Source organism: Clostridium gallinarum (assembly GCF_014836325.1).
Lineage (GTDB): Bacteria > Bacillota > Clostridia > Clostridiales > Clostridiaceae > Clostridium > Clostridium gallinarum.
Map to the genome: position 1 here is coordinate 13,261 of NZ_JACSQZ010000014.1, position 13,014 is coordinate 26,274.

A 13,014-nucleotide genomic window follows, 5' to 3' on the forward strand; every position below is an offset into this window, starting at 1 on the left:
TAATGATTTCATTATATCATATGAAGTCATTATAAAAAAAAGACAAAATATCTACTAATAAAGTAAGATATTTCATCTTTTATTTTAAGTATTTTTATTAAATTATCTTTCTAGAAAGTTGGAACTACTGAGCCATCAGAATATTTTTCTTCTATATACTTTCTAACTGTTTCTGATGTTAATGCTTCTGTTAAGTCTTTTATTTTTTGACTATCTTCATTTCCTTCTTTTACTGCTATTACATTTTGATATTTCTTTGAAGCTTCTGTTTTTGCGTCTTCTATATACACAGCATTTTCAGATGGTTTTAATCCTGCTTCAAGAGCATAATTACCAGGTATAACTGCTAAATCAACTTCATCTAAAACTCTTGGAAGTTGTGCCGCTTCTAGCTCTTCAATCTTTATATTCTTAGGATTATCTGTTATATCATTTGGAGTTACTAATTCTCCATCCTTTATTTTTATAATCCCTGCACTTTCTAAAACCCTTAAAGCTCTTGCTTCATTAGATGGATCATTTGAAACTGCAATAGTTGCTCCATCAGCTAAATCCTTTATGTCCTTAACCTTACTTGAGTAAACTGCTAATGGCTCTAAATGAATTGCCTTTGCATTAATTAAATGTAATCCCTTACCTTCATTGCTTTCCTCTAAATAAGCTATAGTTTGGAAATAGTTTGCATCTAATTCCCCTTCTTCTAAAGCTGTATTAGGTATTACATAATCAGCAAACTCTACTATTTTAACTGTATAACCCTTTGCTTCAAGTTCAGGTACAGCTTGCTCTACTATTTCCTTATGAGGAACTGGACTTACCCCTATTGTTATTGTCTTATCTTCAGCTGCAGAACCAGTATCTTCATTTGATTTACTTCCTCCACAACCTACTAAACTTATTGCTAAAGCCCCTGTTAATAAAATTGATAAAATTGATTTTCTTTTCATATTTAAACCCCCTGTTTAATTAAAAATTTAAAATTAAGAATTAAGAATTTTGGATGAAACTCCTACGGGAGTTTCTTTATTTTTTATAATTTAAAGTGATTAATGATAAATTAACTAATGTATTTATACCTTTGCTCTACTAATCAAATTTTAAGTTTTACGGAGTAAAACATCCTTAATTTTTCATTCTTCACTCTTCATTTTTCATTTATTTTTATGCTAGTTTTTTGTATAAGTAATTTCCTAGTGTTTGTAATGCTTGTACTATTATTATTAATATCACGACTGTAACTATCATTATATCTGTTTGATATCTTTGATATCCGTATCTTACAGCTAAATCTCCAAGGCCTCCAGCTCCTACAGTTCCTGCCATTGCTGAGTATCCTATTATACTTATTACTGTTAATGTTAATCCTGATGTTATTGCTGGTACTGCTTCTTTAAGCATAACCTTAAATATTATTTGTGTATTTGAGGCTCCAAAGGATTTTGCAGCTTCAATTACTCCTGGATCTACTTCCTTTAAAGCTGATTCTATAACTCTTGCTACAAATGGTGCTGCTGCTATAGTAAGTGGAACTATTGCTGCTGTTGTTCCTATAGATTTTCCAACTAACAATTTTGTAATTGGCATTATTGCCACCATCAATATTAAAAATGGAAAACCTCTTAGAATATTTATTATAGTATCTAATATTTTATAAACTACTCTATTTGGCTTTAATCCATTTGGAGCTGTAGTTATTGATATAATTGCTAAAATAAATCCTAGTATTACTGAAAATACTGTTGAAAAAAACACCATTATTATTGTTTTATTTAGTTCTGGTAGTAATAAATCTAACATTAATTAAGCACCTCCAATACTATATCTTTTTCTTTTAAGTAATTTATAACTTTTTCTTTATCTTCATCTTCAATATTAATAACTAAGTTTCCTAAGATTTCTTCTCTAAACTTTTCAAGCTTACCCCAAACTATTGAGAAGTCCACATTTAAATCTCTTGCCATCTTTGTAATAAGTGCATTTTCTGAAGATGTACTTGGGAAAAATAATTTAATATTAACTCCTTTTTCTGGTAAAAGTTCATCATCTTCTCCTAAGAACTTCTTTAATGATACCCCAGGTCTTAAGAATAGTTCTTCTGAGTTTCCTTCTGCCTTTAAAACTCCCCCTTCTATTAATGCTACCTTTTGACAAACCTCTTTAACAACTTCCATTTGATGAGTTACTATGACAATTGTAATTCCTAGTTCATTATTTATCTTAGATAAAAGAGATAGTATATCCTTTGTTATCTTAGGATCTAATGCTGAAGTTGCTTCATCACATAATAAAATCTTTGGTTCAAGAGCTAGTGCTCTTGCAATTGCTACTCTTTGTTTTTGTCCACCACTTAAACTTGATGGCTTTACATTTGCTTTTTCTGAAAGGCCAACTAAATCTAAAAGATAATTAACTCTATCATTTATTTTATTTTTTCTATATTTTCTATAGCTAATAGCCTTACTTCCCTTTAAATTTTCTTTGTAATTCTTATATTCCTCTTCAAGTCCCCATACTTCTAATGGTAAAGCTATATTTTCAAATACAGTTTTTCTATTTAATAAGTTAAAGCCTTGAAATATCATACCTAACTTTTTTCTAAACTCTCTTAGTTCATAGCCATTTAACTTATTAACTTCCTTTCCCATAACTGTTATAGAACCTTCATCATAACCTTCAAGACCATTTATACATCTTAGTAAAGTTGATTTACCTGCTCCACTATGTCCAATTATTCCATATATTTCTCCATCTTCTATTTTTAAAGAAACTCCTTTTATAACTTCAGTATTATTAAACTTTTTTCTTAAATTTTTAATTTCTATCATTTCTGTCCCCCCTAAGAACTTAATTTAGAAGTATATAATTTAAAAATAAAAAAACGCACTTGAGAATAAATCCTCTAGTGCGCGTAAAATTCACCTATTAATTTATTCTCTCATCTATCAGCTAAAAAGCTGCAGGATTTAGCACCAAACTTAATAAGATTATTTTTAAGCATATAAAATAAGCCTATATATCTTATTACAGGTTGCCGGGTTTCACAGGGCCAGTCCCTCCACCACTCTTGATAAGAAGTTTAAAATTTATTAAATTTTCTATTGATATTAATATACAGTTGTTAGATAAATTTGTCAATAAGTATTTTTAAAATTTGTAAGATATAACTTCTTTTTCTATATTTATTAGTACTGCATCAGTATTTCCTTCAACAAAATTTATTATATTCTCAGCTGTAGAATCAACCTGAGCATTATTTGCACATATACAACTTATCCCAATTGTAATACTTTGGTGTATATCTTGATTATTAACTTCATTTACAGATATATTAAACTTATTCTTAAGCTTTTGAGTAATACTTCTAACAACCATCCTTTTTTCTTTCAAAGAATGAACCCATTCAGCTCTTAAATCTATAGTCATAACTAATACCTTCATAATATCACCCTTTTTAATTATATTATAATACTAAAAGCAATAAAAAACAGGGGGGGATTTATAATTAAGAATGAAAAATTAAAAATGAAGAATTAAGGAAAAAAATCCTTCGGATTTTATAATTTAATGTGCTTCGCACTAATTTAAGTTTTGCTGTGCAAAACATCCTTAATTATGCATTATGCATTATCAATTATCCATTATATTGTTCCATTCACTGTAGAATTCTTCTAAGAACTCTTCCATAAATTTATGTCTTTTTTCTGCTATTTTCTTTGCTGTTTCTGTATTCATTAAGTCCTTTAATTTTAATAGTTTTTCATAGAAGTGGTTTATTGTGTGGTTTTCTGCATTCTTAACTTCTTCTAGAGAAGTAAAATCCATTGGTTTTATAGCTGGATCGTACATTAGTCTATTTTTACTACCACCATATGCAAAAGTTCTTGCTATTCCAATTGCTCCTATGGCATCTAATCTATCTGCATCTTGAACAATTTTACCTTCAATTGTATGTTGTGTTGAATCTACTACTCCACCTTTGTAAGACATAGTTTTTATTATTTTTATTATTGCTTCTAAGGAATTTTCATCTACTTCTATTGATTTTAAAAAGTTTTCTGTAACTTTCGTATTAGTGTCATTACCTTTTGAGAACTTCCAATCATCAATATCATGTAATAATGCAGTCATTTCAACTATGAAAAAATCTGCATTTTCTTTTTCTGCTATATACTTAGCTAAATTATAAACTCTTTCTATATGAAACCAATCATGGCCACTGCCTTCTCCATATAACTTATTCTTAACAAACTCTTTAGTTTTTTCTATCATTAACGCTTTATCCATTTTCTCTCCTTTAGTTATTAAAGTATGTTTTTATTATATTTCTAATTTAAATTAATATAGATAATCTCCAAATATATTCACTTAATTTTACCACTTTTTTCTTATGTATATTATATAACTAAATATGGTATAATTTCAAAGTCATATTTTGAAATACTGTAGAGGATGGCTACGGTGGTTGTACGTATTAAATGTTTTAAATTAAGTTTTAAAACATATGAAAAAAGCACCCTATCCAACCAAGATTAGTAGTGCTTTTTCATAAGATTTCATTTATTTTTTAATTTAACATTGCTTTATCAATAAATTCACCAACACTATTTACAATATTAAATGGTTCATATTCTTTCCACATCTCTAAATTAGATAGTAGTACAACTTGCTTATCCTTACCATCTAATTTATAGTTTAGCAACTCATCTATTATATCTACTTCTTTAGAATCATTTGATCCATATACAACTGATCCTACTGAGTTAAAATTCTTAACTAATATATAATACACTCCTCTAATTCCTCCTTAAAATTATCTTCACTCTTTATTATTCCATTATCATATAACGCCTTTAATTTAATACCTAAGTATTATCTTTATATCTATAAACATATTTATGTAACCAATTATTAAAAATATATTCCTTATTTATAATCAAATCAACATCATCACAATTATTTAAACTTTATATACTACTTTAAATTCTTCACATACAACTTTCATATCTTCATTAAACTCCTTTCCAACTTCATTCATGCACATTCTAAAAAATTCTTCATGACATTTTCTCCAATAAGATAGGGACTTATCTCCCTCCCCTTCCTTAAAGGCATGTTCCTTACTTATTTTTTTAAATTCTTCTATATAAACTTTTGTTGTTTGAATAATACAAATAGCTTCATTTTTTGAATTTAAAATAATACTGTATTCTTCTACCTTAGGCAATGGTTCATTTTCTATTTCATATAATGGATAAGCAGAAGCTGTTGCTGTTTTTTCCCCTCTTACAACTAAGTCTGCCAATAGATCTGCTTCAACACCAAATGCCCAAGCTTCATATTTATCTTTAATATTTTTATTTATCTTTTTATATTCATTCCACATCTGTTCTGCGTTCATATAAACCTCTCCCCCTATAATTCAATTACTAATTAATAAAAAAGTGTTAAAGTATCATATCCTGGTTCCGTCGCAAGCTCCAAGTCACCTTGCTATGATATTTTAACACTTCCAAACTGAAAGAATGAAATTATAATAACTCTAATTCTTACACTACGCATTTTACTATTCTGATAAAATTATCTACAATTTGTACATAGATATAATTTCCTAAGTAATAAAAAATTTTCAATATACAAATTGTACCATATTAACCTACTTTAATATTTACTTTTTTAAATAAATCTTTCTTTAGCATATAAAAAATCAATTATATTAATTTTTCAATTTATCTCTGTTTTAAATTTATATTGATAATGAAAATATAAAAGTATTCAATCAACATATTGAATATTTTGATTGAATACTTCTAAATTTTAAATATATAACATATTGTAAAAAGCTCAGCTCAAAATTTGAATTTATTTAACCATCTTGAACATTGGATGATTTTCATTGAACTCTATTAAGTCCCATAAGTTACCATACAAATCCTTAAATACAGCAACAGTCCCATAATCCTGCTTTTTAGGTTCTCTAACAAATTCTATTCCTATCTCTTTCATTTCATTATAATCACGCCAAAAATCATCAGTTCCAAGGAAAAGAAAAACTCTCCCCCCCGTTTGATTCCCTATAAAGTCCTCTTGTTTTGGCTTAGATGCCCTTGCAAGCAATATTGCTGTTCCATTTGAGCCAGGTGGAGATACTATTACCCATCTTTTATCTTGCTCTGGTTGATATGTATCTTCTATTAATTCAAAATGAAGTTTATTTGTATAGAAGTCAATTGCTTCATCATAATCTTTTACTACTAAAGAAATATATACAACTGATTGAATCATAAAATTTCTTCCTTTCTGTTATTCTAGTTTACTAATATCTAGTTTCTACTTAACAATATTATATCAAAAGTATCATTATTTCACATTTTAATACACTTACTCACTTTCTATAAATTAATTCCTAATATATTTTAATTTCGAACTAAAAAATACCGCATACTCTTTTGAATAATACGGTATTATCATTAATTTATAATCAAATTTGATATTTAATTTATTTTAGTAAAACTTAATTCTACTTCTCCATCGGTTATTATTACTATAGTATCTTTATTAGTTATTATACCAGCATTACATTTTCTGTTACAGTTTATATTTTTATAAAGTATGTCAGCATTTTCATCTAGCACAATAATTGCTGAATCAATATCTTTATTAATAAATTGGAATTGTAATTGATATTCCCCTGTATCATTTTTATTAAGCTTATAAATGCCTTCTTTATAAACATTATTAATTGGATTAATAGGTGTATTTGCATATACATTATCCGTTGTAGCAATTAAAACTATTATAACTAATATTGCTATACTGATTAATTTTTTCCTCATAATTTTCACCTCATAAATAGTGTTTCCTATATATAATATTTAATACCGTACTATTCAATTTTCCAAAAACAAATTCTCTTACTTAGTTTAAAATAATTTTAAACTAGGCCTTAAATTAATACAGATTAAAATGATTTAATAAAAGTCGAAATAAATTTGAACATACATAAATCATCGCAAATATTTTTGCCTTTACATAGTTTTTACTTTTTAAACCAATCAAAAAATAAACAATCATTAAAATAAATGTAACGAGGATAACAATAGCAAGTGAGTATCTAAATAACCCATGAATACTAACAATCATTTTATTATAGCTCCCTTCCCAAATTGTAAATTACTAACTTCCTATAAATTAATAATAGATTAAAATTAGAATTTGTTTTTTAGTTGTCCACTCTTTTATAAATTGTGCCATCCCACACAGAATAAACTGCTATATATTCATGATTGGGATATTCCTTTATCTCATATATTTTTTTACCATTATCCGTCTTACAAATTAAAGTGCTTGAAATAGTATACTTCTCATCAAGACTACCATAGCAATACTCTTTTCCATTTAAATAAATCGATTCTCCTCGTTCTACGGCCTCATTTTTATAACTTTTATTATTTAAAAATTTATATCCAAATAAAGTTATAATGAAAACTATAACAATGCCTCCCAAAAGTAACATCCTTATTGTCTTTCTTTTCTCTTCTCTATCCAAAGTAATCCCCCTACAACTTCTAATTTATTGAGAAGTTTATTAATAAACCAACTCCTTAAAAATACAATTATTAATTTAATATCGAAAGATTATAATTTTCTATCCAAGTTATTTTCCATAATAAGCTAAAATACCAAGAGTTCCTCCAATAATAAGTGAAATCAAACCAGCCCATAAAATAACAATAGGATTACTACAAACTTTATTGATTTTTTCTTTCATACAAATTAAATATTTTTTCTTTATTTTCACCGTTATTTGTTTTCCAAGAAATCTTTACTTCTAAGGATTTTAAAACTTCTTTAATTTCTTCTTCATTTAGCCCCTTTGAATAAAATATAATTTTTTCACTATACTCTGCAAAATTTTCTCCTTCATTATCTTGAGCACTTCCTTCTCCAAACCAATATCTCTCTTCATATTTTGAATTAATAACTTCTTTAATATTAGGTACTATAATTTTTCTATTTGATATTTTATTTGAATGTTCTACATCTAATTTAAATTCAACTTTTTTAAAATCATCCTTTTTAGGATTTTCTAATTCTTTAGTTCCCACTAATTTAAACTCTTCTTCTGTTAAATCAGAAACATTAAATTTCAAACTAATTTCAGGTTCTCCTTTATCTTTTTCGGTAGCACAAGCAGTTAAAATTAAAGATATAACTAATATGAATACAATAGTTTTAATAAACTTTTTCATAATACTTACCTCCATAATATTATAAATTATTAATTCCTTCATAAAAGATTAAAATTATTCACTTTAAGTTAAATAGATTATTCTTGGAATAATATAAAATATTAAAGATATTGATAATAAAATAATTGCACTTATAATTTGATATTTATAATATTCAGGATATCTATTTTTCATGTGAATTCCACCTAAGATAAGTAAAATGCAAGTTATACTAAACAATATTGTTCTAAAAAAACTACCATTGCTTAAATTTGATATGAAATTTCCATTTCTAAAACTTAAAAATATTACAATTGCTGAACTTATAATTGAGAAAGCCAAAAGAAATTTCCCTAAATTCTTATAAGATTTCTGTTCCATATATTCTCACCCCATTTTATAATAATTAACCAATATGAATTATACATTTGCATAACAAATTACACTTTTATTATACACTTATTCGGAATCAAATTCCACAAACTGGTATATACTTAATTAAAAATAACTTTCTTATCTTTACTTTATGGTATATTTAATACAGTATAAAATATTGAACTATTTTAATAAGATTAAACAATTAAATTATTTATAATATGAAAGGTTTATATTATGAGAATTTCAACTAAAGTAATCTTTTCTATACTAATTTATATTTCAGCAGCACTCCTTAGCACATTTGAGGTTATACCAGATAGTATTGCTATGTTTTTAATATTTTTTACTCAAGCTATATTTTTCTTTTATGATTCTTATACTTTCTATAATAAAGATAAGATTTTATTTAAAAAAAGCATAATTTCAGGATTTATCATGACACTACTTTCATTTACAGGATTCGTATTAAATAATTAAGAACATAAAAAAGTGTTAAAGTATCGTATCCAATTTTTCGTTGGAATAAGCCTTTTAATGAGCATTCTTTTTCAGTCATTAGGTAACATTGTTGGTTCATTTATTTTATCAATAAGTAAATAAGGAGTTATATTTTTAATAGTTCTTATAATTGCCTATTATACTAGTGGGTATATGGGAATTATAGTATCTCAGGCTATTTCAGATATTATAATAGCTTTTATTTTTATTGTTTTATTTTATAAATATTTATATAAGGAATTTAATATAAATACAGTTCCTTTAACTGAGAATTAAAATAATGATAAAAAATATTATTCTCTATTAAATTTAATTATTAAATTATATAATTAAACTTAATAGAAATTCTTATTATATATTTATATATACTTTCTTTATACGAAGATAAAATAAATAATAATTATTATAAGCCCTGAATATAATTATGATTCTTCAAGTAATTACTTTGAGATAAGATGTACTTTATAAATCTAATTACTTGGCAATATATAGTTTTATACTTTAAGGAGTGTTTTTAATGAAAGAAAATAATATTTATGTAGAAAGTGAATTTGCACCTTTAAGAAGAGTAGTACTTACTCAATCTCAATTTGCTTTTCCTAAAAATATGAAGGATTCTAATTTCTTACTTGAAGAATATTTGATAGATATTATAGAAAATGAAGGTAAGGATTTTGCTGATGCTTTTCCTAAAGAGCAGCTTAAATGGGAAGAAGAAAGAGAAAATCTAAAAAAAGTATTAGAAAAATACAATGTAGAAATTTGCCGACCTAGATTATTAACTGATTACGAAAAAGAAGTTGGTGGAGATGATGGTTATAGTAATTTCTTTTCTAGAGACCCCTTCTTTACTATTGGTAATATAATTATAGAAGGTTCTCTAAGATTTCCTCATAGAAGAAATGAAATTCTCCCTATAAGAGATATTTTGGTAAATGAATCAAATAAGAATAATTGTTTTTATCTTTCAATTCCTTCTGTGGATTTTTCCAAGGGAATAGATTCAGAAGTTGGTCCATTTTTAGAAGGTGGAGATATACTTGTTTTAGGTAAAACTATATTTGTAGGAAATTCAGGTTTAGCTTCAAATAAAAACGGTATAAATTGGCTTAGAAATTTATTGTCTAATTTTGATTATACTTTAATAGAAGTTCCTCTTGCAAATGATGTACTTCACTTAGATTGTGCATTAAGTATTGTAAGAGAGGATTTAATAATTGTTTGCGAAGAAGCCTTATTGAATGGTATACCTAAAGAATTAGAAAACTTTGATAAAATAAGAGTATCTAAAGAAGATGTAAGTAGACTTGCAGTAAATGGTCTTCAAATAGATAGAAATACCTATATTACAGACCCTGAATTCGAATTTATAGGAAAACAATTAGAGCAAAGAGGAATAACGGTTGAATACATAGACTTTAAGATTTCTAGAAGCTTTGGTGGATCATTTAGATGTAGCACTCAACCACTTTTAAGAAAATAAAAAAAGAGATAAACATTATATTTCTGGCTCAATCACATCCGCCAAATGAACCTCATATAATGTTTATCTCTTTGCAAAGTAAATAAAGGAAAGTCTATAGATCCTCTGCCCTATACACTGTATATCCTTCATAATAATAACTTGTATCAATACCCTTCATATATATTTCTCTATCATCTATTTTAGAAGTTAGTGCTTCTTTTAAAATATATTTTATTTCGATATCTTTTATTGGACTACGCTCCATTGCAAGAAGATAATCATTTTTATCTACTTGACTCCAATCAACTACTTTATTCAATTCTTTCTTTAACATTAAATCAAGCCATATTCTCATACTACGTCCATTTCCCTCTCTAAATGGATGGGCAATGTTCATTTCAACGTACTTTTCAATAATTTCTTCAAATGTTGATTGTGGCATTTTATCAATGTTTTCTAAAGCAGCATCTAAATACATAACAGGAGCAAATCTAAAATTCCCTTTTGAAATATTTACATCACGTACTAAACCAGCAAAATCATATATCTCACCAAATATATATTTATGAATTTTAGATAATGAATTAAATTTACCTGCTTCTAGACTATTTAAATATCCACTTTCAAATAATTCAATAGCCTTTTTCTTACTTAATTTTTCTTCAACTCTTGCTAGCTCAACAGAATTATTAATTTGTAATTTATTTTTTAAAACCATCTCCATTTTCTCCTTATTTATATATTTTAACCGTACTTCAATATATGCTTATATTTATATTATACTCTATTCTAAATTTTCAATAAAGCTATTTAAACCAGTATACTTAGAAGAAAAAAGGGCTGCACAGCAGCCCTTAATTAATCTTATTAAAAACTACGCCAGTAGTTTTCACCTCAATTCTTCATTTTTAATTCTTAATTTTACATTTCCCTAGCATCTGTTATATAACTTTGTTATTTCATAAAGTTCTTTAGCTAGTTTATCATTAATATCACTTTCTTTAGCTCTCCATGTCCAATTACCACCTAATGTTGATGGAAAGTTCATTCTAGCTTCTTTTCCAAGACATAATAAATCTTGCATAGTTGTAATTGCTAAGGATGCTGTGCTTCCCCATATTCCTCTTATAAATCCTCTAGTAATACCCTCTTCATAAGTTAAATTTAGATATTTTTTAGCTTTATTTAATTCTTTTGATCCTTCTAAAGAGTTATACCATCCCATAACAGTATCATTATCATGAGTACCTGTATAAGCTATAGAATTTACAGGGTAGTTATGTGGTAAATCTCCACTATCTTCTCCTCCAAAGGCAAATTGTAATATTTTCATTCCTGGGAAACCTGTAGAATCTCTAAGATCTATTACTTCCTTTGTCATAAATCCTAAATCTTCTGCTATAATTTCTACATCTCCAAGCTTATCTTTTATAGCCTTAAAAAGATCTATTCCAGGTCCTTTAGTCCATTTACCATTTTCAGCTGTTTTATCTCCATATGGTACTTCCCAATATGATTCAAATCCTCTAAAATGATCTATTCTAACAACATCATATATCTTGAAACTTTCTCTAACTCTATCTATCCACCACGAATAATTATCTTCTTTTATGCTTTTCCAATTATAAATAGGATTTCCCCATAATTGACCTGTAGTTGAAAATGCATCTGGCGGACAACCAGCTACAGTTATAGGTTTCATACTTTTATCTAAATTGAAATATCTTGGATTTCCCCAAACATCTGCACTATCTTCTGCTACATAAATAGGGATATCACCAATTATTCTTATATTATTTTCATTGCAATAATCCTTTAAATTATTCCATTGTTTAAAAAATAAATATTGTATGAATACATAGTATTCAATTTCATCTTTAAGAGTTTCTTTATAGTATTTCATAGCATCTGGTTTTCTTAATCTAATGTCTTCATCCCAATCATACCAACTAACTAGATTGAAATGTTTCTTTACAGACATATATAAAGCGTAGTCTTCTAACCAAAAACTATTTTTCACTCTAAATTCTTCTATTTCCTCTTTATATTTTCCTATTGAATTTTTATAGGCAATTCTCAAAACTTTATTTTTGTTTATAAACAACTTATAATAATCAACTTTTTCATCATCTAAACCATAATCTAGATTTGTATAATCTTCTTTTTTTAATAATCCTTCTTCTTCTAATAATTCGAAATCTATGAAATATGGATTACCAGCAAAAGCTGAAAAACATTGATATGGTGAATCTCCATATCCAGTTTGTCCTAGGGGTAGTATTTGCCAATATTTTTGTCCACTTTTCTTCAAAAAATCTGCAAAGGCAAAGGCTTGTCTTCCAAAAGTTCCTATTCCATACCTTCCTGGTAGTGATGAAACATGCATTAATATTCCACTACTTCTTTCCATGAACTTTACCTCATTTCCTATAAAGCTACATATTT

16 protein-coding genes and 1 riboswitch are annotated in these 13,014 nt (G+C 26.7%); of the genes, 2 read left to right on the forward strand and 14 right to left on the reverse strand.

Features of this window, described 5'->3' with window-relative positions:
* Positions 1-110: 110 nt before the first annotated feature.
* From H9660_RS05670 to H9660_RS05725, 12 genes are all read right to left on the reverse strand, one after another.
* Positions 111-947: a MetQ/NlpA family ABC transporter substrate-binding protein gene (locus H9660_RS05670; RefSeq protein WP_191749394.1), complete on the reverse strand. Its 837-nt coding sequence runs from the start codon at positions 945-947 to the stop codon at positions 111-113.
* Between the two features lie 214 nt (positions 948-1,161).
* The gene (locus H9660_RS05675; RefSeq protein ID WP_191749395.1) at positions 1,162-1,797 is read right to left on the reverse strand and encodes a methionine ABC transporter permease; all 636 of its coding nucleotides are present in this window, start codon (positions 1,795-1,797) and stop codon (positions 1,162-1,164) included.
* A complete protein-coding gene (locus tag H9660_RS05680; RefSeq protein WP_191749396.1) occupies positions 1,797-2,825 on the reverse strand; it encodes a methionine ABC transporter ATP-binding protein in 1,029 nt (342 codons plus the stop codon). The genes H9660_RS05675 and H9660_RS05680 overlap by 1 nt, the downstream gene beginning before the upstream one ends.
* 107 nt (positions 2,826-2,932) lie before the next feature.
* Positions 2,933-3,074, reverse strand: a riboswitch (SAM riboswitch).
* Between the two features lie 70 nt (positions 3,075-3,144).
* A complete protein-coding gene (locus H9660_RS05685) occupies positions 3,145-3,438 on the reverse strand; it encodes a DUF503 domain-containing protein (RefSeq protein ID WP_191749397.1) in 294 nt (97 codons plus the stop codon).
* A 189-nt stretch (positions 3,439-3,627) separates the two neighbouring features.
* Positions 3,628-4,284 carry an HD domain-containing protein gene (locus H9660_RS05690; protein ID WP_191749398.1) on the reverse strand — a complete coding sequence of 219 codons (657 nt, stop codon included), beginning with the start codon at positions 4,282-4,284 and terminating at the stop codon, positions 3,628-3,630.
* Between the two features lie 280 nt (positions 4,285-4,564).
* Positions 4,565-4,789 carry a DUF6718 family protein gene (locus H9660_RS05695; protein WP_191749399.1) on the reverse strand — a complete coding sequence of 75 codons (225 nt, stop codon included), beginning with the start codon at positions 4,787-4,789 and terminating at the stop codon, positions 4,565-4,567.
* A gap of 168 nt (positions 4,790-4,957) precedes the next feature.
* Positions 4,958-5,398 (reverse strand): ASCH domain-containing protein, encoded by a 441-nt coding sequence (locus tag H9660_RS05700; protein ID WP_191749400.1) that lies wholly within the window; start codon positions 5,396-5,398, stop codon positions 4,958-4,960.
* Positions 5,399-5,859: 461 nt separating this feature from the next.
* Positions 5,860-6,282 carry a VOC family protein gene (locus H9660_RS05705; protein ID WP_191749401.1) on the reverse strand — a complete coding sequence of 141 codons (423 nt, stop codon included), beginning with the start codon at positions 6,280-6,282 and terminating at the stop codon, positions 5,860-5,862.
* 209 nt (positions 6,283-6,491) lie between these two features.
* Positions 6,492-6,833: a hypothetical protein gene (locus H9660_RS05710; RefSeq protein WP_191749402.1), complete on the reverse strand. Its 342-nt coding sequence runs from the start codon at positions 6,831-6,833 to the stop codon at positions 6,492-6,494.
* Positions 6,834-7,219: 386 nt separating this feature from the next.
* Positions 7,220-7,546, reverse strand: a complete 327-nt coding sequence (locus tag H9660_RS05715) for a hypothetical protein (RefSeq protein ID WP_191749403.1) — start codon at positions 7,544-7,546, stop codon at positions 7,220-7,222.
* Positions 7,547-7,748: 202 nt separating this feature from the next.
* Complete coding sequence (locus tag H9660_RS05720) at positions 7,749-8,249, reverse strand: hypothetical protein (RefSeq protein ID WP_191749404.1); 501 nt, start codon at positions 8,247-8,249, stop codon at positions 7,749-7,751.
* A 63-nt stretch (positions 8,250-8,312) separates the two neighbouring features.
* Positions 8,313-8,609 (reverse strand): hypothetical protein, encoded by a 297-nt coding sequence (locus H9660_RS05725; protein ID WP_191749405.1) that lies wholly within the window; start codon positions 8,607-8,609, stop codon positions 8,313-8,315.
* Between the two features lie 231 nt (positions 8,610-8,840).
* Here H9660_RS05725 and H9660_RS05730 point away from each other — a divergent pair, with 231 nt between their 5' ends.
* Entirely contained in the window at positions 8,841-9,083 is a 243-nt protein-coding gene (locus H9660_RS05730) for a hypothetical protein (RefSeq protein ID WP_191749406.1), read from the forward strand.
* A 538-nt stretch (positions 9,084-9,621) separates the two neighbouring features.
* On the forward strand, positions 9,622-10,587 hold the full coding sequence (locus tag H9660_RS05735; protein ID WP_191749407.1) for a dimethylarginine dimethylaminohydrolase family protein: 966 nt from the start codon (positions 9,622-9,624) through the stop codon (positions 10,585-10,587).
* A gap of 94 nt (positions 10,588-10,681) precedes the next feature.
* Here the strand turns inward: H9660_RS05735 and fic are convergent, their stop codons facing one another.
* Together fic and malQ are read right to left on the reverse strand one after the other, a co-directional pair.
* On the reverse strand, positions 10,682-11,287 hold the full coding sequence (fic, locus tag H9660_RS05740; RefSeq protein WP_191749408.1) for a protein adenylyltransferase Fic: 606 nt from the start codon (positions 11,285-11,287) through the stop codon (positions 10,682-10,684).
* Positions 11,288-11,500: 213 nt separating this feature from the next.
* Positions 11,501-12,979 (reverse strand): 4-alpha-glucanotransferase, encoded by a 1,479-nt coding sequence (malQ, locus tag H9660_RS05745; RefSeq protein WP_191749409.1) that lies wholly within the window; start codon positions 12,977-12,979, stop codon positions 11,501-11,503.
* Between the last annotated feature and the right edge of the window lie 35 nt (positions 12,980-13,014).

Excerpts from the sequence above, each read along its gene's own strand:
- H9660_RS05670 (WP_191749394.1), bottom strand. The coding sequence starts at position 947 with ATGAAAAGAAAATCAATTTTATCAATTTTATTAACAGGGGCTTTAGCA.
- H9660_RS05675 (WP_191749395.1), bottom strand. The coding sequence starts at position 1,797 with ATGTTAGATTTATTACTACCAGAACTAAATAAAACAATAATAATGGTG.
- H9660_RS05680 (WP_191749396.1), bottom strand. The coding sequence starts at position 2,825 with ATGATAGAAATTAAAAATTTAAGAAAAAAGTTTAATAATACTGAAGTT.
- H9660_RS05685 (WP_191749397.1), bottom strand. The coding sequence starts at position 3,438 with ATGAAGGTATTAGTTATGACTATAGATTTAAGAGCTGAATGGGTTCAT.
- H9660_RS05690 (WP_191749398.1), bottom strand. The coding sequence starts at position 4,284 with ATGGATAAAGCGTTAATGATAGAAAAAACTAAAGAGTTTGTTAAGAAT.
- H9660_RS05700 (WP_191749400.1), bottom strand. The coding sequence starts at position 5,398 with ATGAACGCAGAACAGATGTGGAATGAATATAAAAAGATAAATAAAAAT.
- H9660_RS05705 (WP_191749401.1), bottom strand. The coding sequence starts at position 6,282 with ATGATTCAATCAGTTGTATATATTTCTTTAGTAGTAAAAGATTATGAT.
- H9660_RS05710 (WP_191749402.1), bottom strand. The coding sequence starts at position 6,833 with ATGAGGAAAAAATTAATCAGTATAGCAATATTAGTTATAATAGTTTTA.
- H9660_RS05720 (WP_191749404.1), bottom strand. The coding sequence starts at position 8,249 with ATGAAAAAGTTTATTAAAACTATTGTATTCATATTAGTTATATCTTTA.
- H9660_RS05725 (WP_191749405.1), bottom strand. The coding sequence starts at position 8,609 with ATGGAACAGAAATCTTATAAGAATTTAGGGAAATTTCTTTTGGCTTTC.
- H9660_RS05730 (WP_191749406.1), top strand. The coding sequence starts at position 8,841 with ATGAGAATTTCAACTAAAGTAATCTTTTCTATACTAATTTATATTTCA.
- H9660_RS05735 (WP_191749407.1), top strand. The coding sequence starts at position 9,622 with ATGAAAGAAAATAATATTTATGTAGAAAGTGAATTTGCACCTTTAAGA.
- fic (WP_191749408.1), bottom strand. The coding sequence starts at position 11,287 with ATGGTTTTAAAAAATAAATTACAAATTAATAATTCTGTTGAGCTAGCA.
- malQ (WP_191749409.1), bottom strand. The coding sequence starts at position 12,979 with ATGGAAAGAAGTAGTGGAATATTAATGCATGTTTCATCACTACCAGGA.